We start from the raw sequence: 20,478 nt of genomic DNA, 5'->3' as shown, positions 1-20,478 counted from the left end.
GCCTCCAAAATAAACATTGGCACTCACAATATACTAGAGAATAAGCATCTAGCTTATTTATGGAAAAATTCTAAAGAGAAGAGTGTTGCTGCAACTCTCTTTATATCCATTTTCAAATGAGGGCTGAAGACTTTATTCTATACTTAAATTGACGCTTTGTAAGAATTTGTCAGTTTGTTAACCAGAGGGTTGAAAAAGTACAATTTAAACATATGTTATAAAACGTACAAACAATGTACAGAAATAGATTTGCTGGGATTAAAGCAGATTCAGAAAAAAAGATAGGAACAAATTGTTTCAGTATTTACTTAAAGAAAGTTTTTCAGTCCAAAGAGTTATTTAATGCTCTTTCTTTTTAAACTCCATAATCTCGTAGGAGGGAATTATGCGACGTATATACTTTCTAGTTCCAGATATCGCTACTACCAAGAAAATTGTCCAAGATTTACTTATGGAAAGAATTGAGGAGAAACATATCCATGTGATTGCAAAACGCGGTACACCGCTTGAAGATTTGCCGGAAGCAAATCTTTTGCAAAAAACTGATTTCATTCCTGCCGTGGAGCAAGGGGTCGCATTAGGTGGTGCAACGGGCTTGCTTGCCGGGCTAGTTGCAGTTGCATTGCCACCGGCATCAACGGTTATCGCTGGAGGCGTTTTATTGGCGACCACATTGGTGGGTGCGGGTGTAGGTTCTTGGTTTGGCGGCATGGTCGGCATGAGTATTGGCAATCGACGAATCAAAGAATACGAGGATGCTATTGAGGCCGGCAAGTTGCTGGTTCTTGTTGATGTGCCAACTGATCGAGTGAATGAAATTGAAAATCGAGTCAAAGAACATCTGCCGCAGGTTGAAGTTGAACAAACGGAACCGAGAATGCCGGCATTTCCTTGATTATGTTGTTAGCCTGACACTGGCTCTCTAATAACAATAGAGAGCCAGATATGGTTTTTTTTTACAAATAAAGTTATCGTGCATGACATTTCTAAAATCCCCTGATCATTCTATTCTTCCAAGGTTCGATCGGCCTTTTTCGATCGGATCGCTGCACAGCTCCACGAAATTGAAACTTTAAAACATTTTACTCAAACAGATAACCCTCTTCTACATTCAAGCCAATCCGCTCTGGTGGCTGATTACAAGACTACTGCACAACTCCCCCGTCAGCGCGATAACCGTCTAAAATAGTGACAAGTCAAAGACAGTTGGAGATGCTGCGTTGGAGCAAGCACTGTATGTTCGGATTGATTTTCTACGATTTTGTGGTTTGTCCCTGTCGGATGCGATACCGGACGAAGCCACCCCGTGTTGGTTTTGCATCCGTTTGGTGACCGGCGCTCGGTTAGACGATCTGCTGGCCTCGATCAATGAACAGCTTCAATCACACGGATTGATGATCAAGGGCGCGGCGGGAGCGGTAATTGATGCCACGCTGATTGAATCAGCGGCACGCCCCAAAAAGGTTTTCCTGTTTGAGGTGGACGTCGAAGGTAAGGCGGGTTCAATTTGGGATGGTAGCCAACCGGGAGTCACCTGTAGATTTCTCAACACTGTTGAGGCCGGTTGAAAAATGACTAGGAGAAATATTCGCTACGATGTAGCTGAGCTAACGAACTAACCCAAATGTGCATAATTTTCGTAGAATCGAAGATATTAACGATAATTCACGAAAACTTAATATTATTTATGTTATAAAGAAGTGCTCCAAGAAATAGCGAAAATTGCGATCCAGCAAAATCAAGGAACCAGTTCTTTGTATTTTTCGAAAGAGCCTTATTCTTTCAATTCAAATATAGGACATTGATAATATGAAATATACTCTTTTTGTAGCTGCCTGTTTAGTATTGTTCTTAACTGCATGTGGCGAGCCAAAACCAGGTCAGTATCCTCCAAGTCAAGATATTCTGAAAGATCGCGATAGTGCGAATAAAGAGAACTAATTAAGTGTGGCTTTAGTAGTTTTGAAGGTATTATCAAGTTAAGTCAAATTGAGCTGATCTTTGCCTCTTGGCATAATTGCCAATACAGATCAATTAGATAGTTACAAATTATTGTATCGGCGTTTGCTCAAATTTTCTTAATTTGACAATACCTCAAATAAAAAAATAGCCACATGTAATTTACCAATATCGTCATCGTCTATGAAGATTCTCAAGCAACACATAAAAGTTACTGCTTTCAGTATTATTTAGCGTATAAACAAAAAGCAAAATTATTTATATTGTAATTCTTGTTTGAAGCTTATTGTGTCAGATTGTGGACGAAATACCATCGCTTGAGACTTCGTGGCGCTGACCATTCGCCCAGAATAAGTACAAGAAATTGATTTTTGATGTCTATCATTATAAATTACGTTTCGTAATCACTATACCTGAGGTTCGACTCATCTCAACTTCACGGCAAAATAGCCAGTCGTATAGCATCACAAAACTTGTTCATTTTATGTAAACGTAGCTCAAAGATTAGTTGATAACTTCAGTTATTGTTAACAAACTTTACTCTTATAACTGGTCACTCAGCACATAGTCATTATAAAACAATATTATTTCAATTTAGTGCCTGAAAGCGCGGTCATTTGTGCATCCGCCTAAGAATCGGCTTTTGGCGGAAAAGGCAAAAGATCATCGATATTCTGCAGAGTGCAGTCTTTAAAGTTTTTTCCAGTTTTAACGAAATCATCAAAGCTTGCTTCAATGTCGTGTCATTTAAAGCTTCTTGTTTATTCTCAGCAGTTCGATTGCAACACACGGCAATATGGCCCAGCTATAAATGTGCTTTTCTCTGACTTGTTCAACGGTTGATTTAGGTTATAACGATTTTTATAGAGATTGATTTAAAACTGTTAACCATGTTGCCGATCATTAACCCAGATGCCTAAACATTCGACATACTCCCCCGCTGTTACAGAAGCAGCGGAGCCAATTACTGTTATTAGTTCTCAATGCGCTTTGACCTTGACGCGCAAAACACAGAAACTTGATGATTCGCTATGAAAGATGATGCGCTCCATTGATTCCTGTAGCGTTTTCAGTGGATTATCAGCAGAGTGCTGAGACTTGGAAGATCTATTCATCAGATCATCGATATAACTAGTAAACTTGACTGGCTTTGTTTATACAACTTAACGACCACAACATTTTTTGAATTTCTTTCCACTGCCACAGGGACAAGGATCATTGCGACCAGTCTTTTGAGGTGTCTTTAACGAAGATGGATGCAACGCTGGCAAATCGTCTCTGCCCAGGCTTCGCCGCAATTGATTGTAAAGTTTAGCGAAATCTTGCCCAAAGTTTGATTGTGGCACAAGAAATTCCCAGTCGGCTAATTGATTGAGCGCATCTGTCAATATCTGGAATGCCTCTTCATTGGCGTCATTTAGAACAAGTGCATTAGCCAGCATCAGTTTGACATCAATAGCAGCAGGCTCCAATTGCAGAGCTTGTGACAAAGCCTGTATTCCGGCCTTCGGTCTATTGATATAGGCAAGAATCTTTCCCAATTGAAACCATGCGCTGGCATCATTAGGAGACTTGGCGACATGTTCTCTTAGCTTCTCCAAAGCAGTGGCGGCGGGTAATGTATGGCCATCTACTTGACAGCTCATCGTTGTAATGCGTGTGCTCGGTTGTTGTTCGTTCTCATGCGCCGCTTTCATCATCAGCATTTCAGCAGTCAGTGACGTCAATGCTGAGGATGTCAATTCAAACTCAACGTACTGGCCGCAGGATGCGCAGGGGAATTCATCATTGATCAAGTGTGGAATTTTTTCATCTTGATTTTTGCCGATAATAACGCCCTTGACTGCATACTGGTTGACGCCATTGCATGACGGGCAGTGTAATTCCAGATAGAGCGAATCGTTGGATAAGTCTCCAGATTCGAAAGACTTTCTGTTCCTTGCTTGTCTAGTCAAGTCTGCTATCGCGCGCTTCTTGGCAGCCTGTATTTCATCATCATCCTGGTCCAAGAGACGTGCAAGAATATAGCAGGCGCAATCAATTAGAGGTTGCTGGCGACGCAGTTCCGGCTTTAAGCGATCCAGCAAGCGTTTATCTGGAGCGGCTAATGCTAATTTACAATAAAACTCCACATTATCAGCCATCAATGTGTCGAAATGTTCATAAGCAAAATCTGCCGCTGCTTTGCCGCCGATATCGCTGATTACCGGAAGGCCAAATATTTGTTGAGACCAATCTAATTGATCCCAAAACTCAATCAAAGCTGCTTGGGCCGAGATACCTATTTTTTTCAATGCTGTTTGTGAGGCTTCACAGAGATAATCTCCTTGATCTTGCGTAATTGAGTCGATTAGGCATGGCACGAACTCTGCCCAGGCCAAATCACCCATAACTTCGGCCAATTGCACGCCACCATAGGTGTGTCTAACATAAGGTAAGCGAGAAATTAATGCGGTTGTAATATCTTGCTGATCATAGGTACGCAAATGCGCTAATAAAGCGGGATACCAATGCGGTTTCAAAAAGTCTCCCGACAACAAATCAACTGTTTCCTTGAGGTCGGGAGCCAGATTCTCGAATGTTGTCCGTGCAAAACCATGAATGCAGGTGGCTACAACGAGTTGAGATCGAATGGCATCAGGCAATTGCCGTTTGATTCTCGATGAATCCTTCAGTAAGCTTAGAATTCTTTTGCAACCACTTGATTGATAGGAAATTTTCTCCAGCATTGGGATAACCTCGGAGAAAGCAGGTGGTGAATCCAGCCACTGATCAAGTTGTGTCAGTGGTGTTTCTTCTTGAAATAAATAGACTAATGATTCAAGGTGTTGCTCTGATTGTTTCTCGCTACGATCAAAAACTATATCCAGGTATTCTTTATGACCGAACACACCTTGAATTAAGGCTATTAACACACTTCTGCGACGATCATTATCTTCACAACTTTGAAGCGCAGCTTCTAGCAAAGATGCGTGCATATCGAAAGATAAGCCGTTGCCTAGACGTAACAGGGATGGCAGAAAAAACATCCTGCCAAAATGAATCTTTGGGAGTAACAGAACTTTCTGACAAAGCCTATTTAATAATGGTTGGTACGACGTATCGATCCCAGTCTCTGATAACTCATAAATACTCAGGAGGCGTTCGATTTCAAAGGGAGCACCTTGCTCAACCTTATTCAAATAGCTTTCAAGCAAATGCAAAAGTTCTTTAGGTGCATTGACGGCTAGAATCTGTATCGTCGCATTAGCCAAAGAAGTAGGCCATTCGAGCCAGCGCTTGATGATCAGATTCGTAAATGAAGAGAAATGCTGGGCTGGTAACGTATTAAATAGGCGAAGCAATGTTTCTGTTTCATTTCGTTCGATTAGCTGTGCGATGAAAAGATCATGAAACCATGAAGATTCAATATGGGCCTTTTCTTCACGATTATTTTCGGGCAGATCTTTATAGTAACGTAGCGCCCACTCCAGCATGAGCGGGTCATCTAATTTTTCTTTTGCATTGAGAATAGGATCAATCATAGCGAATGATTCGTGACATCAGATTTAAAGACCATCATTTTACTTGATTGATTTTTGGCGCGGATTCAATTTCTAGGCGCAACGCCTAACGGTGATTTACTGGCGCTGGAATTGTGCATTCCGACAATTCCAGAGCAAACCAAAAATCGCTAACTTCCTCACGGCAGTAGATGAAAAAATCACTCAACTCACGCAAAAACACGACTTACTAAAACAATACAGAAAAGCGTCATGCATCAGCTTCTTAGCCAGAGGCTGCGGTTTAAGGATGAGGATGAGGATGAACGAGAGTTTCCGGAATGGGAAGAGAAATTCGGCAACGAAGTTTTCGATAGCATTACAGATAAAGATCACAATTCTGATTTGCCTGTTTTAGCAATTTCTCAGGAACTTGGTGCCGTTCCCCTTAAAATGATCGATTACAACATTTCTGCAGCCGAAAAAAGAATTGAAACTTACAAAGTTGTTCAAATTGGTGGTTTTATTATTAGTCTCCGTTCTTTTCAAGGGGGTATTGAGTATTCGGCATGCAAAGGCATATATAGCCATGCCTATGTGATTTTAAGGCCATCGATTGAAATTAATCGAATATTCTTCAGATTTTATTTGAAGACAAAAAATTATGCGGCTTTATGATCAATGCGCACCCGCGCATTTCATGCGTTGAAGCTGCTCAATCAGGCATTGTTTCAAAGCAAACTCGGATTGTGTAGACAATAAAGCTGAATGATTTGATTGAGTCGTTCGCAAACCTGTACAAACAAGTTATCGCCAAGCTTGCCCAATGGATGAGGCGTGGCACTCCGTGCCCGCCAATCAAATGATTTTGGTTGATGGCATAGCACATAACTGGTTTGCTCTATCTTGCGCTTGGATGTTTTACCAATGGCAACAGCAAAAGGATTGTCGGCATTATATGCAGCGGTGGTCGTGGGCAAACCGATTACCAGCGAAGTTTTATCGTTAAAGATGCTTGGCGAATACCAGAAAGGGATGAATATCGCGCATTTCCTGCTCGGCCTGCGGGTTGCAGTTGATCCAGATAATGTTTTGGCGCTCGGGTATCTACACACCGGCGCTGGCTGCTTTTGCCATTGCTAGGCTACCATTTCTCAGCGCCCAAGGGCTGGGTAGGTGTCATTACTTCACTGCCATGCTTGGCAGGATCAAATTGCGCCAAACGTTGTTCCAGCGTCAGCGGTTTATCCTGCACTGGGGTGATGATGATCTGGCCACCTGAAACGGTCAGCTTTACCTGTTGATCGGCATGCACATGAGCTTCACGTGCAATGGCTGCGGGCAGTCGCACACCCAGATTATTGCCCCATTGTTTGATATCCAGAATCACTTCGACCATGACGACACCTCAAGATTAAAATGTTTACACATAAGTATAAACATAGCTTAAACAGTAATCTAATGATCAAACAAATAATTGCTGTAAAAATTCTTTTTTGTACAACTTTAAAGCATTGAGCTGAATTTTGGTGTGGGTGATCTTGTCGATGATAGCGGCGAGGAAGTTGGCGATTTTGGTTTGTTCCGAAAGTGAGGGAAAGGGTAATAGTATTTCCGAGAAATATTTACAGCTAATCACCTTTTCATCACGAATACCTTCAATATTCCGATTCAATTCTTTAATGTAAGGCAGAAACAGAAAAATCGGAGAAAGTTGCTTAACTGGATTGCCCAGAATTAGTTGATCAAATCAATCTATCTTGGTGTTTTTAAGCATATTATGTCCAAAGATGTCCAGTTGTAGCCAAGATACTTACTGGGATTAAAACTGGGTCTAATTTTACGATAATCAATAAAATTGTTAAGATGTTATCGATTCAATATCTGTAATTTATTGATTTAATTGGTGCTGTTGAGAGGAGTCGAACCTCCGACCTACTGATTACGAATCAGTTGCTCTACCAACTGAGCTACAACAGCCCGGCTTAAATCAAGCGAGGTATTATAGATGGTTGGAGAATTGCGGGCAAATGATAAAGGGTTGAATTCAATAGTTTGTGTTTTATAGATATTTTTTATTGCAATAAATTGAACTTTTTCTAAAATACCAAATTCAATATTTATCTGACAATTTTCGCTTAAGTTCGGTTAATTTCGTCAAAAATCTGTACTTTCTGGCTGCAACGGTACATAATTCGCAAATGGATTCAAAAAAGATTAAAGTTGATAATATCTTGATTATTCATGGGCCCAATTTGAATTTGCTGGGTGTTCGTGAGCCGGAGGTTTATGGCGGTGCAACATTGCAGGATATTAACAGAAATTTAAGTGAATTAGTTGAAAACACTGAATTTAAACTTGATTTCTTTCAGAGTAATGCGGAATCGGCGTTGATTGAAAGAATACAGCTGACTATGAATGATGGGACTAGCTTCATCATCATCAATCCAGCTGCCTATACGCACACCAGTATTGCAATGCGTGATGCAATTGCTGCGGTCAAACTGCCATTTATCGAAGTGCATTTGTCGAATATATATTCTCGTGAATCTTTTCGTCAACATTCCTATTTTTCGGATTTGGCGATTGGTGTTATCAGTGGCTTGGGTGCTAAGGGTTATGAATTGGCACTAAAATATGCGATGACATATTGATGATCTGATGCCGTTGAAAATAGTTATAAAACTTCCTTACAGCGAGATGATATCTCGGGAGATTGGATATGGATTTAAGAAAACTTAAGAAACTTATTGAGTTGGTTGAAGAGTCGAGTATTGCTGAGCTGGAAATTACGGAAGGCGAGGAAAAAGTACGAATCAGTAAATCTGGTTCCGGTGTGCAGAACTATGCTTTCATGCCGCCTATGGCGGCAGTTATGCCCCCGGCTTCGCAACCCGTGTCGGCGGCAATCTCTGAAGTCAATACATCTAATGAAGCATCAGGCTCAAATAATAAATTAGTCCCGGATGGGCATATTGTCAAATCTCCGATGGTTGGTACATTCTATCGATCGGCATCGCCTGGAGCCAGCCCATTTGTTGAGGTTGGCCAGAGTGTGAAGGTTGGAGATACTTTATGCATTATTGAGGCAATGAAATTGCTGAACGAAATTGAAGCGGATAAAAATGGTGTGATCAAAGCGATCCTGCCAGAAAATGGGCAGCCCGTTGAGTACGGTGAGCCTTTATTCGTGATTCAATAATTATGTTTGAGAAGATTCTTATTGCAAATCGCGGCGAAATAGCGTTGCGGATTCAGCGTGCCTGTCGTGCGATGGGTATCAAAACAGTGGCAGTGCATTCGGAAGCCGATGCGGAGGCGAAATACGTAATGCTATCTGATGAATCAGTATGCATTGGTCCAGCTCCTGTCGGGCTGAGCTATCTTAATATTCCTGCCATTATCAGTGCCGCCGAGGTGACCGATTCGGAGGCTATTCATCCGGGTTATGGATTTTTGTCGGAGAATGCGGATTTTGCCGAGCGGGTAGAAAAAAGCGGATTTGTATTTATTGGTCCACGATCAGAAACAATTCGTTTGATGGGCGATAAAGTCAGCGCAAAAAATGCCATGAAAACTGCCGGTGTGCCGTGCGTTCCAGGATCGGATGGTGCGCTACCGGAAGACCTTGATGAGACAAGAAAGATAGCCAAGGAGATCGGCTATCCCATTATTCTTAAAGCCGCAGGTGGAGGTGGTGGGCGTGGGATGCGAGTGGTGCATACCGAAGCTGCACTATCCAATGCAGTCATCATGACCCGCAATGAAGCGCAATCAGCTTTTGGCAATCCGACAGTTTATGCAGAAAAATTCCTGGAAAACCCACGCCATATCGAATTTCAGTTATTGATTGATGAGCATGGAAATGCTGTTCATCTGGGCGAAAGAGATTGTTCATTGCAACGCCGCCACCAGAAAATTCTCGAGGAAGCGCCTGCGCCTGGTATCTCTGAGAAATTGCGCAATAAAATCGGTGAACGCTGTGCCGATGCCTGTCGCCGGATCAAATATCGCGGCGTCGGTACGTTTGAGTTTCTGTTTGAGAACAATGAGTTTTACTTCATTGAAATGAATACCCGCTTACAAGTGGAACATCCGATAACGGAAGCGATCACGGGTATTGATCTGGTACAGGCGCAAATAAATGTTGCGGCTGGTAAGGTTTTGCCGATGCACCAGAAAGATATTGTATTCAAGGGGCATGCCATAGAATGTCGCATCAATGCGGAAGATGCATACAAACTGACACCTTCTGCCGGGCGTATCACACAATATCATGCGCCGGGAGGCCCAGGGGTGCGGGTCGATTCGCATGTTTATCATAACTATATGGTGCCGCCCTATTATGATTCGATGATTGGCAAAATCATTACCTATGGCGATACGCGCGAGCAAGCAATTGCGCGGATGCGGATTGCGTTGTCTGAAATGGTGGTTGCCGGGATCAAAACTAATATTCCATTGCATAGAGACTTGATGAATGATGCATCATTTTTGCGCGGTGGTGTTTCAATTCATTATCTGGAACAAAAACTTGCATTGCATAATAAAACTAAAATCGATTGAGAAGCGGATTTGATCGCAGATTTCTTATATCAAGTATGTCCTGGGTTACGCTAATTATCCAAGCTGATGCAACGAATGCCGAGTTGCTGAGTGATGCATTGATGGAACAGGGCGCATTATCGGTGGACATTCATGATGCGGCGGTTGACACCCAGGACGAGCAAATGCTGTTTGGAGAACCCGGAGAGCCCTGCGGAGAAATCTGGCAAAACGCTGAGGTTTCAGCCTTGTTCGATCAAGCTGTCAATATCGATGAAGTTATGCACAGTCTGACAAATATTGCCCCATCGAGCGGCCAACTGAATTTCCGTCTGGAGCGTGTTGAAGAGCAGGATTGGGTGCGTCTGACCCAATCACAATTTGATCCAATTCAAATCTCGCAGCGTTTATGGATTGTTCCTACTTGGCATCAGGCACCTGATCCTGAAGCGATTAATCTGATACTTGATCCAGGCTTGGCATTTGGTACCGGCAGTCATCCCACGACCCAATTGTGTTTGAACTGGTTGGATCAAAATTTGCGGCCAGGGACTAAGATTATTGATTATGGTTGTGGCTCCGGAATATTGGCGATTGCTGCGCTAAAACTGGGTGCCAGCCATGTCACCGGCATTGATATCGATCACCAGGCAATTAAAGCCAGTCAGGAAAACGCAGCCAGAAATCATTGTGTTGCTTCAAAATTCTATTTCACAACAACTCATCAGGCTGCTGCACGGTATTTGCAGCCGCAAGAGTATGCGGATGTTGTGGTTGCCAACATTCTGGCAAATCCTTTAATCATGTTGGCGCCAGTTCTGGCGCAATTGGTTCGGCAACAGGGCACCATTGTACTATCTGGAATTTTGCACCAGCAAGCTGCAGAAGTTAAACATGTATATCAACAGTGGTTTGATATGCACAGCGACAATGAACAGCAAGGATGGGTGTTGTTAACCGGCTGCAAAAGATGAAATAATTATCACTTCTATCGAGCTCCTGAGCTTGGTAAATACATAGTTCACTGATTATTAATGTGACGATTCAATACAGGCAATAACCTATGGCGCTTGTAACACTTTGTCCAGGTTGCAGTACTACTTTCCGTGTGAATGCTGCGCAATTACAGGCGCATGGAGGCGATGTACGTTGTGGGTACTGCCAACGGATATTCAATGGATTTGCCACGCTGATTACGGTCAATGAATCGTCCATTGAATATACTTCTCAAATTCAACTGTATACTTTCAGCACACCTGAAGCTGCAACAGAAGAACAGATCAATCCGGAGAATTTAGACAATGTAACCGAGCCGCAAGCTTTTTCGGAGTTGAATCAAGAAACAACTGAAACGGCTGACATCACTCAAACAACCGAGATAATTGAAACATCAGATCAACTGTTTGGAGATGAGAAGCCGGATAAGCTGTCGTATGTGCAGTGGATATCGGTGAATGCATTTCTGGCGTTGCTCTTGATCAGTCAGATTGCCTATAGCTATCGCACCGAACTGACTATGATGGCACCTGAAATCAGGCCTCGTTTGGAGCGGTTATGTGAATTCTTGTCGTGTACAGTACCCTATTCGCAAGATATCAATCTGATCGGCATCGAATCATCCGAATTGCAGAAAAATCCTGCGCAACAGCCCGAGGTGGCCACAATGTATGCGACTATTCATAATTACGCGTCTTTTCCACAGGCTTGGCCCGTATTGCAATTGTCATTGCTGGATGCACGAGAAGAATTAATTGCCAGCCGTGTTTTCGCGGCGCAGGATTATTTGCAAGAAGCAGACAAGTCGTTGCAATTTATTCAGCCACATCAAGAGATAGAGGTTCGATTGGATTTTGATAGCAACCAGCTGGATGCACTGGGTTATCGGCTGCTGTTGCTTTATCCCTGATCGGTGACGCAGAAGCAGGCGTGCACTGAGGTATAATGGTCAATTCAGTTCCTTTTAAAACATGTTTTTCGATGAATAAAAATCCCCGCACTACTTTACTGGAAAGCTTATTTGCGCAACGCATCCTGATTCTGGACGGTGCGATGGGTACGATGATTCAGACATTCAAACTCTCTGAGGCAGATTTCCGCGGGCAGCGATTTGCTGATTTTCCGCATGATTTGAGAGGAAACAATGATTTGCTGACGTTGACTCAGCCGGATATTATCAAATCGATTCATGGCGGATATCTGGAAGCCGGTGCGGATATTATCGAAACCAACACGTTCAATTCCACTGCAGCTTCGATGGCTGATTACCACTTGCAGGATGTGGTGTATGAGTTGAATGTTGCTGCGGCAAAATTGGCATGCGAAGCGGCACAGGCGTATGAAGAAAAAACACCGGAGAAGCCGCGTTTTGTTGCCGGTGTGCTCGGCCCTACCACGAAAACCGCATCTATTTCTCCTGATGTCAACGACCCGGGTTTTCGCGGCATAACATTCGATCAATTGGTGGCTGATTACACTGAGTCGATTCGCGGATTGGTCGACGGTGGGGTTGATATTCTGCTGGTTGAAACCATTTTCGATTCACTTAACGCAAAAGCGGCTCTATTTGCTATCGATCAATACTTTGTCGATCATGACATACGATTGCCGATCATGATTTCAGTCACCATCACCGATGCATCCGGGCGTACATTGTCAGGACAAACACCGGAGGCTTTTTGGAACTCGATCAGCCATACCCGACCGTTATCGGTTGGTATCAACTGCGCCCTAGGTGCGGAATTGATGCGTCCGTATATTGAAGAGCTGGCAGGTGTGGCAGATGTGTATACCAGCGTGCATCCCAATGCCGGCCTGCCGAATCCTTTATCTGAAACAGGCTACGACGAGTCGCCGGAATATACTGCGAACCAGATCAAAGGATTTGCGGAATCTGGTTTTGTCAATATTGTCGGTGGATGCTGTGGTACCACACCGGCGCATATCAAAGCGATTGCGCAGGCAGTTGCCGATATCGCGCCACGCCAGGTACCCGAAATTCCGAAGAAATTGCGTTTGTCCGGCTTGGAACCTCTGAACATCGGCGATGATTCATTGTTTGTCAATGTTGGCGAACGTACCAATGTTACCGGCTCCCGAGCATTTGCTCGTTTGATTCTCAGCGACGATTACGCGGAAGCGTTGAACGTGGCACGCAGTCAAGTGGAGAATGGTGCGCAGATCATCGATATCAATATGGATGAGGCCATGTTGGATTCGCAGAAAGCCATGGTGACCTTCCTGAATCTGCTGGCGGCCGAGCCGGATATCTGCAAGGTGCCGATCATGCTCGACTCCAGCAAATGGACCGTAATTGAGGCTGGTTTGAAATGCGTGCAAGGTAAACCCATTATCAATTCCATCAGCATGAAAGAAGGTGAAGCGGAATTTTTTCATCATGCCAAGTTAGCTCGTCGTTATGGTGCGGCAGTGATTGTGATGGCGTTTGATGAGCAGGGTCAGGCCGATACCTTGCAGCGTAAGGTGGAGATTTGCACTCGTAGCTATCGTTTGCTGGTAGATAAGATAGGTTTCCCACCCGAAGACATCATTTTTGACCCGAATATTTTCGCTATTGCAACGGGCATTGAAGAGCATAATAACTACGGCGTCGATTTCATCGAGGCGATCCGTCTCATTAAGCAAACGCTGCCGTACGCCAAAATAAGCGGCGGAGTTTCCAATGTCTCGTTCTCCTTCCGTGGCAATGAACCGATTCGTGAAGCGATTCATACCGCTTTTTTGTATCACGCGATCAAAGCTGGTATGACAATGGGTATTGTCAATGCCGGTCAATTAGGGGTGTATTCGGATATCCCGGCAGAACTGCTGGAAAAGGTGGAGGATGTCATCCTCAACCGGCGTGCGGATGCAACCGAGCGCTTGGTTGAATTCGCCGAGAACTTTAAAGGCAAGAAAAAAGAACAGGTTGAAGATCTGGCGTGGCGTGATGAGCCCTTGCAGCAGCGCTTGACACATGCTCTGGTTAGGGGTATTTCCACCTATATTGTGGAAGATACCGAAGCCGCGCGCTTAGAAATCGATAAACAGGGCGGACGCCCGATTCAGGTGATCGAAGGTCCGCTGATGGAAGGCATGGGCGTGGTTGGCGATTTATTTGGCGCTGGCAAGATGTTTTTGCCGCAGGTGGTCAAATCGGCGCGCGTGATGAAGCAAGCGGTGGCGCACTTATTGCCGTTCATCGAAGCCGAAAAGAAATTATCGGGAGACAATAAGCCCAAAGGAAAAATCGTTATCGCTACTGTCAAAGGTGATGTGCACGATATTGGCAAGAATATTGTTACCGTGGTTTTGCAATGCAATAACTATGAAGTGATCAATATGGGTGTGATGGTACCCAGTGCACAAATTCTTGATATGGCGCGGCGCGAGAAAGCCGACATTATCGGTTTATCCGGCTTGATTACCCCTTCTTTAGAAGAAATGGCACATGTCGCCAAGGAAATGCAGCGCGAGGGATTTACCATTCCGTTGCTGATCGGCGGTGCAACTACGTCGCGAGTTCATACGGCCGTCAAAATTGCACCGCACTATGAAGGCCCAACCGTTTGGGTGCCAGATGCCAGCCGTGCAGTAGGTGTGTGCAGTAATTTGCTATCACAGGATTTGCGGGCAAGTTATGTGCAAGAAATAAAAAACGAATACGAAAAGGTGCGCACCCAGCACAAAAATAAGAAAGGGCCCGCGAAACTGTTAACACTCGCTGAAGCCCGCGCCAATGCGTTTAAAACTGATTGGGTAAATTATCAGTCTTATCAACCGGAGCTGATAGGTATTCGTACGCTGAATAATTACCCGCTGGAAAAGATTGTGCCGTATATCGACTGGACGCCGTTCTTTCAGGCATGGGAGCTTGCCGGACGTTATCCTGATATCCTGCAAGACGAAGTGGTTGGAGAAACAGCAAGTCAGCTATTTCGCGATGCACAAACGATGTTGAAGAAAATAATCGAACAAAAATGGTTGAGCGCGAACGCAGTAATTGGCTTGTTTCCGGCCAATTCTGTCGGCGACGACATCGAAATTTACACTGATCCGTCACGCAATAAGCTCGCCATGACTTATCATTGTTTGCGACAACAAGACCAGAAGCCATCAGGTAAACCGAATCGATGCTTGTCTGACTTTATCGCTCCCAGGGAAACGGGTATTCAAGATACGATTGGACTGTTTGCGGTTGGTGCGGGATTTGGTATTGACGAGCGAGTGAAGGCTTTTGAAGATGCCAATGATGACTATAGCGCGATTGTACTCAAAGCATTGGCAGATCGTCTGGCGGAAGCGTTTGCTGAACACATGCATGCGCGGGTACGGCGCGAATTCTGGGGTTATGCAAAAGACGAGACTTTAACCAACGCGCAACTGATCAACGAAGAATATCGCGGTATCCGTCCTGCTCCTGGCTACCCCGCGTGCCCGGATCATACTGAAAAAGGCGCGCTGTTTGCGACATTGAATGCTACCGCAAATGCCGGCATCGTCATCACCGAATCGTTTGCCATGGTTCCTACTGCTGCAGTATCTGGCTTCTATTTCGCGCACCCTGATTCAACATTTTTTGCTGTCGGAAAAATTGGTAAAGACCAGGTGGAGGACTATGCGAAAAGGAAATCCTGGGTAGTAGAGGAAGCCGAGCGATGGTTGGCACCGGTGTTGGCGTATGAGCGATAAATGTCACAATATTGCAATTACTTTTCGCCTCGTTAAGTAACTGTAAAATCCCGGTAATGTTATAACACACTACTGGGAGATTATTCCCTAAGCGACTTTCTCTTGTGCCTCAAGCATCATATAAGTTATAGTGAGGATTCGAATTAGTCATATGCTCATGTATTAATTAGGTTACTGATTATAATATATATTTCATGTATTGATAAATTTTGTTGGAGGCTGCGATGAAATCAAAGTTGATGCACTACTTGGCAATTTTACTCGTGATCCCACTGATGTCGGGATGCTGGCTGCTTGCTGCAGGTGGCGCCGGAGCATACGGCGGCTACAAGGCTAAGGAAGAAGGCTATGAGCTGCGGAATCCTGTCACAAAGGAAAAGAAGATTAAGACCGAGTGACAGCGGCACGAGTAGGAACATTCCGAATTACCCCCCTGCTTGCCTCGGATTCTTGTTCAGGTGAGCAAGGTCGGGGTTGATGGGATCTAACTCGTTTAATTGGCGCAGAAAGCGATAATTGCCAGCTAAGAGCGTTAATTCTTCTTCTCATCCGAGAATTATTCTTTTAACCTGTAATGGGTGGGATTTGAAATAAAGTTACTTAGTAACTTTTGCGAAATTCTTATTTTCGTGAATTGTAAGTCGCAAACCCAATTGCAACAATTCATCCCAAACATCTCCCTGTGCTACCCCTTTGATCATCCGGTCTATTTCTGCGGCATCCGATAATCCCTGCACAAGAGTTGGCAGGCTGATGCGTTTGGCCGCAGCTTGTACTGGTTTTTGTCGGTCGCCCCAGATTCTGGTGGCCTGCAGTAACTGTGCAAGTGGTTGGCCATTGTCGAGGCCTTTTCGAATGGTAATCAATTGTCGTATTTGCTCGGTCATGGTGGCGAGTAAAAGCAGCGGAGCAATGCCTTCACCTTGCAAGCCCGATAGGATACGGATAAAGCGCAAGGCATCCGCATTAATCATGGCGTCTGATAATTGAAATGCATCATAACGTGCCACATTCAGTACTGCATCTTTTACTTGCTCGAAGGTTAAGTTGCCATTGGGGTACAGTAGTGCGAGCTTCTGGATTTCCTGATGTGCGGCGAGTAGATTACCTTCCACCTGATTCGCTAGAAACTGTAATGTAGCAGAATCAGTTTTTTGTTGATGTTTGCCGAGACGCTGCTCGATCCAATCGGATAATTGATTACGCTCGATCGTGTAGGCTTGGACTAAAACGCCGGCAGTCTCAAGCGCTTTGAACCATTTCGTTGCTTGCCCCTGCTTATCGATCCGGGGTAGCGTGAAAAGAGTGAATGTGTCGGGTGGTAACGCACCGCAATAGGTTTCGATTGCTTTGCCGCCTTCCTTGCCGGGTTTGCCGGAGGGGATACGGATATCCATGATTTTGCGATCAGCAAACAAGGACAGGTTATTGCCTGCATTTAACAGATCAGACCAATCGAAGTGCTGATCTACAGTGAATAATTCACGTTCGGTATACCCATGCTGGCGTGCATGGGTGCGGACTAAATCTGCAGCTTCCTGAATCAGCAGGGGTTCGTTGCCAAATAAAGTGTACAGTGACGCGGGTTGCTTTTGCAGGGATTGCGATAATTGCTCGAGCTTTATACGCATGGTGATGAGGCATTATGCGAAACGATCACGGAATTACTGTGTACTTTCGGTGGGAAGCTTAACTGTTGATAAGCGCCATAGAATTTGTTGAATTGCATCGGATTGCATATCTTTTAGCAACAATCTCTCTTCCGCTTCCTTGGCGAGAATTTGTGCATCCAGAAAAGGTAGAATCCGGGTTAAGGTGATTTCAGTATGCGGCATGATTTCGATGCCTTTGTTATTCAATACGCGATAAATTACCCGATAAATCAAATTAAAGTCCCGCACGCGACCACCACCGGACAAAGATAGAATTGCTCTTTCATTAATCGCGCTAATAATATCCAGGGTCGCTTCGGCTTCTGTAGCGTTGGCAACTAAGTGGGTTGTCGGCGTGGCTTTGATCATGCGTTCCATCTCGATGCCGATCGTATGTCCATCCGGTGCAGTGACATACATTGTCTTGAACGGCAGTGCAGTCGCTTGTCCGCGCAACTTAAAACCGCAGGCTGACAGCAAGATCACGACGATCAGAATAAGTAATTGTTGTTTGTGTGTTTTTATCATGAGTGAAGGATGCAAATTATTTATACGACGATATTAACCAGTTTGCCGGGTACCACAATGATTTTTTTTATGGTTTGTCCTAGGGTAAATTTTTGCACCTGTTCATTGGCCAAAGCGGCTTTCTCCACAGCTTCTTTTTCAGCATTCAAGGCCACACAGATTTGCCCGCGTAGTTTGCCATTGACCTGCACAATTAATTTGATTTCCTCCTGTACCATGGCGGCATGGTCTGCTTGTGGCCAGGGTTGTGCAAAAAGCTCGGTGCCTGGTCTGAGTTCATGCCAAAGTTCATGGCAGATATGCGGAACAATCGGAGAGAGCAATAGCACAATATTTTCCAGCGCTTCCTGCATCAGATTACGGCTGGCAGGGTCGTCATCCTGATCCTTTGCCAAGGCATTCATAAGTTCCATTACAGCAGCAATGGCGGTATTGAACGTGTGGCGACGCTCCAGATCATCTGTTACTTTTGCGATGGTCTGGTGCAGTTGATAACGCAAATCTTTCAGTTCCGGGGGTAACGCTTGGAGTAATGCGGGATCAATCTTTATCACACCCGACTGAACATGAATATAAGCCTGTCGCCATAAGCGTTTGAGAAAACGGTAAGCGCCATCGACACCGGCATCTGCCCATTCCAATGTCTGTGTAGGAGGGCTGGCGAACATCATAAACAGACGGGCAGTGTCGGCACCATACTCTTCCACCAGATTTTGTGGATCAACGCCATTATTTTTGGATTTCGACATAGTGCCGATGCCACCTGATTCAACCGGTTGGTTGTCAGCCAATAAAATCGCACCGCAGCGCTTGTTTTGTTCGTCATACTGAATCTGAACTTGAGAAGGATTATAATATACAACTCGCCCGCTGTCGGTTCTGCGATAATAAATTTCATTCAGCACCATGCCCTGTGTCAACAGATTGGCAAACGGCTCATCCAGAGCCAACAAACCAAGATCGCGCATAACCTTGCTCCAGAAGCGCGAGTACAGCAAATGCAGAATAGCGTGCTCAATACCTCCGATGTATTGATCAGCCGGCAGCCAGTAATTAACGCGCTCGTCAGTCATTGCCTGGTATTGATCCGGGCAAGCATAACGTGCGTAATACCAGGATGAATCGACGAAGGTATCCATGGTATCGGTTTCTCGGCGTGCGGGCTTGTCGCATTTGGGGCAGGTACATTCGTAAAAAGACGGAGTTTTTGCTAGCGGGTTGCCCGAGCCATCGGGCACCAGATCTTGCGGCAACACTACCGGCAATTGATCATCCGGCACCGGCACCACGCCGCAATCGGCGCAATGAATCAGTGGAATCGGACAGCCCCAGTAACGTTGACGTGAAATGCCCCAGTCACGCAAGCGATATTGCACGCGTTTATTGCCTAAATCCTTTTTGGTAAGCGCCGCTGCAATAGCGTCTACTGCAGCTTGAAATTCCAATCCAGAAAACTCGTCCGAATCAAATGTTCTGCCATATTTTTCATAAGCTTGTGTCATCGGTAACTCCAGTTCGGAGTCTAAGGGTTTGATGACAGCCCGAATCGGAAGGGAGTATTTTGTGGCGAACTCAAAATCACGTTCGTCATGCGCAGGAACCGCCATGACGGCTCCCTCTCCGTAACCCATCAAGACATAATTGGCAATCCACACAGGTAGTTTCTGGTCATTGAGAGGATGGATTACGAATAAACCGGTATTCATACCTTTCTTTTCTTGTGTGGCCAGATCTGCTTCCTTGGCAGAACCGAGTTTACATTCTTGGATAAAAGCCTGTAGTGATGGATTATTGTGAGCAGCATACAGAGCGATCGGATGTTCAGCAGCAACTGCTACATAGGTGGCGCCCATCAGAGTATCTGCGCGGGTAGTAAATACTTTCAGATCCTGCGGCGTACCGGATTCGATATCGGCGGGGAAGGTAATGTCGACACCGTAGCTTTTGCCGATCCAATTAGCTTGCATGGTCTTGACTCGTTCTGGCCAGCCGGTCAGCGTATCAAGAGCAGTAAGCAATTCGTCTGCATACTGGGTGATTTTCAGGTAATACATTGGAATCTCGCGTTTTTCCACCGGGGCCCCAGTGCGCCAACCGCAGCCATCAATCACTTGCTCATTGGCCAGCACTGTTTGGTCAACCGGGTCCCAATTGACCGTGCCGGTAGTTTGATACGCCAGCCCCTTTTCCAGCATGCGCAGGAATAGCCACTGATTCCAGTGATAATAGCTTGGGTCACAAGTAGCGATCTCGCGTTCCCAATCAATACCCAGCCCCAGGCTTTTCAGTTGCTTGCGCATATAGGCAATGTTGTCGTAAGTCCATTTAGCAGGGGATACATTATTCTGCATAGCAGCATTTTCTGCGGGAAGGCCAAACGCGTCCCAACCCATTGGCTGCAATACATTAAAGCCCTGCATACGACGGTATCGCGACAATACGTCGCCGATAGTGTAGTTTCGTACATGACCCATATGCAACTTGCCGGAAGGATAGGGAAACATCGACAAGCAGTAGTACTTAGGTTTTTCGGGAGCCTCGATTGCTTTGAATGCGGATGTTTGTTCCCAATATTGTTGCGCGTTTTTTTCAATTTCCTGGGGATGGTATTTTTCTTGCATGGG

The 20,478-nt window shown here is 44.9% G+C and carries 18 protein-coding genes, 1 tRNA gene and 1 pseudogene; 12 read left to right on the top strand and 8 right to left on the bottom strand.

The features are described from left to right. Positions 1-385: 385 nt before the first annotated feature. The 3 genes and pseudogenes from C7H79_RS03675 to C7H79_RS03670 all read left to right on the top strand — a co-directional run bounded on the left by C7H79_RS03675 (position 386) and on the right by C7H79_RS03670 (position 1,568). Positions 386-895, top strand: coding sequence for a DUF1269 domain-containing protein (locus C7H79_RS03675; RefSeq protein WP_106705945.1), 510 nt, complete (start codon positions 386-388; stop codon positions 893-895). A gap of 325 nt (positions 896-1,220) precedes the next feature. After that, a pseudogene (locus C7H79_RS19725) lies at positions 1,221-1,304 on the top strand (transposase); the annotation flags it as partial. 24 nt (positions 1,305-1,328) lie between these two features. Continuing rightward, complete coding sequence (locus C7H79_RS03670) at positions 1,329-1,568, top strand: hypothetical protein (protein WP_242447129.1); 240 nt, start codon at positions 1,329-1,331, stop codon at positions 1,566-1,568. A 1,554-nt stretch (positions 1,569-3,122) separates the two neighbouring features. Here C7H79_RS03670 and C7H79_RS18710 read toward each other — a convergent pair. Further along, positions 3,123-5,483 (bottom strand): TPR domain-containing protein, encoded by a 2,361-nt coding sequence (locus C7H79_RS18710; RefSeq protein WP_242447122.1) that lies wholly within the window; start codon positions 5,481-5,483, stop codon positions 3,123-3,125. A 231-nt stretch (positions 5,484-5,714) separates the two neighbouring features. On the opposite strand from C7H79_RS18710, the gene C7H79_RS03655 reads away from it, so the two are divergent. Then, positions 5,715-6,119 carry a hypothetical protein gene (locus C7H79_RS03655; protein ID WP_106705943.1) on the top strand — a complete coding sequence of 135 codons (405 nt, stop codon included), beginning with the start codon at positions 5,715-5,717 and terminating at the stop codon, positions 6,117-6,119. Between the two features lie 53 nt (positions 6,120-6,172). Here the strand turns inward: C7H79_RS03655 and C7H79_RS03650 are convergent, their stop codons facing one another. Further along, positions 6,173-6,421 carry a type II toxin-antitoxin system PemK/MazF family toxin gene (locus C7H79_RS03650; protein WP_242447127.1) on the bottom strand — a complete coding sequence of 83 codons (249 nt, stop codon included), beginning with the start codon at positions 6,419-6,421 and terminating at the stop codon, positions 6,173-6,175. Here C7H79_RS03650 and C7H79_RS18705 point away from each other — a divergent pair. Then, the gene (locus C7H79_RS18705; RefSeq protein WP_242447128.1) at positions 6,369-6,584 is read left to right on the top strand and encodes a hypothetical protein; all 216 of its coding nucleotides are present in this window, start codon (positions 6,369-6,371) and stop codon (positions 6,582-6,584) included. The genes C7H79_RS03650 and C7H79_RS18705 overlap by 53 nt on opposite strands. Before the next feature lies 1 nt (position 6,585). On the opposite strand, the gene C7H79_RS03645 is transcribed toward C7H79_RS18705, so the two are convergent. The 3 genes from C7H79_RS03645 to C7H79_RS03635 all read right to left on the bottom strand — a co-directional run bounded on the left by C7H79_RS03645 (position 6,586) and on the right by C7H79_RS03635 (position 7,421). After that, positions 6,586-6,840: an AbrB/MazE/SpoVT family DNA-binding domain-containing protein gene (locus C7H79_RS03645; protein ID WP_106705942.1), complete on the bottom strand. Its 255-nt coding sequence runs from the start codon at positions 6,838-6,840 to the stop codon at positions 6,586-6,588. 66 nt (positions 6,841-6,906) lie between these two features. Next, positions 6,907-7,146 carry a restriction endonuclease subunit S gene (locus C7H79_RS19400; protein ID WP_374057996.1) on the bottom strand — a complete coding sequence of 80 codons (240 nt, stop codon included), beginning with the start codon at positions 7,144-7,146 and terminating at the stop codon, positions 6,907-6,909. Between the two features lie 199 nt (positions 7,147-7,345). Beyond that, positions 7,346-7,421: transfer RNA gene (locus C7H79_RS03635), tRNA-Thr, on the bottom strand. A gap of 221 nt (positions 7,422-7,642) precedes the next feature. On the opposite strand from C7H79_RS03635, the gene aroQ reads away from it, so the two are divergent. The 7 genes from aroQ (at position 7,643) to C7H79_RS17865 (ending at position 16,072) form a co-directional block, all read left to right on the top strand. Beyond that, positions 7,643-8,095: a type II 3-dehydroquinate dehydratase gene (gene aroQ / locus C7H79_RS03630; RefSeq protein WP_106705940.1), complete on the top strand. Its 453-nt coding sequence runs from the start codon at positions 7,643-7,645 to the stop codon at positions 8,093-8,095. A gap of 68 nt (positions 8,096-8,163) precedes the next feature. Next, on the top strand, positions 8,164-8,643 hold the full coding sequence (gene accB, locus C7H79_RS03625; protein ID WP_106705939.1) for an acetyl-CoA carboxylase biotin carboxyl carrier protein: 480 nt from the start codon (positions 8,164-8,166) through the stop codon (positions 8,641-8,643). A gap of 2 nt (positions 8,644-8,645) precedes the next feature. Next, on the top strand, positions 8,646-10,007 hold the full coding sequence (accC, locus tag C7H79_RS03620; RefSeq protein WP_106705938.1) for an acetyl-CoA carboxylase biotin carboxylase subunit: 1,362 nt from the start codon (positions 8,646-8,648) through the stop codon (positions 10,005-10,007). Positions 10,008-10,042: 35 nt separating this feature from the next. Next, positions 10,043-10,960, top strand: coding sequence for a 50S ribosomal protein L11 methyltransferase (gene prmA, locus C7H79_RS03615; RefSeq protein WP_106705937.1), 918 nt, complete (start codon positions 10,043-10,045; stop codon positions 10,958-10,960). Positions 10,961-11,049: 89 nt separating this feature from the next. Next, positions 11,050-11,892, top strand: coding sequence for a zinc-ribbon and DUF3426 domain-containing protein (locus tag C7H79_RS03610; protein ID WP_106705936.1), 843 nt, complete (start codon positions 11,050-11,052; stop codon positions 11,890-11,892). Between the two features lie 71 nt (positions 11,893-11,963). Further along, a complete protein-coding gene (metH, locus tag C7H79_RS03605) occupies positions 11,964-15,674 on the top strand; it encodes a methionine synthase (protein WP_106705978.1) in 3,711 nt (1,236 codons plus the stop codon). Between the two features lie 224 nt (positions 15,675-15,898). Next, on the top strand, positions 15,899-16,072 hold the full coding sequence (locus tag C7H79_RS17865; protein ID WP_172592343.1) for a hypothetical protein: 174 nt from the start codon (positions 15,899-15,901) through the stop codon (positions 16,070-16,072). Positions 16,073-16,270: 198 nt separating this feature from the next. Here the strand turns inward: C7H79_RS17865 and holA are convergent, their stop codons facing one another. The 3 genes from holA to leuS are packed head-to-tail and all read right to left on the bottom strand — an operon-like array spanning position 16,271 to position 20,475. Next, a complete protein-coding gene (gene holA, locus C7H79_RS03600) occupies positions 16,271-17,305 on the bottom strand; it encodes a DNA polymerase III subunit delta (RefSeq protein ID WP_106705935.1) in 1,035 nt (344 codons plus the stop codon). A 33-nt stretch (positions 17,306-17,338) separates the two neighbouring features. Continuing rightward, positions 17,339-17,854: an LPS-assembly lipoprotein LptE gene (locus C7H79_RS03595; protein WP_106705934.1), complete on the bottom strand. Its 516-nt coding sequence runs from the start codon at positions 17,852-17,854 to the stop codon at positions 17,339-17,341. A gap of 20 nt (positions 17,855-17,874) precedes the next feature. After that, on the bottom strand, positions 17,875-20,475 hold the full coding sequence (gene leuS, locus C7H79_RS03590; RefSeq protein WP_106705933.1) for a leucine--tRNA ligase: 2,601 nt from the start codon (positions 20,473-20,475) through the stop codon (positions 17,875-17,877). Positions 20,476-20,478: the final 3 nt, after the last annotated feature.

The sequence above is a fragment of the Nitrosomonas supralitoralis genome (assembly GCF_003011925.2).
Lineage (GTDB): Bacteria > Pseudomonadota > Gammaproteobacteria > Burkholderiales > Nitrosomonadaceae > Nitrosomonas > Nitrosomonas supralitoralis.
The sequence above is the reverse complement of the archived record's forward strand: the minus strand, read 5'-3'. Positions and strand labels throughout refer to the sequence as shown.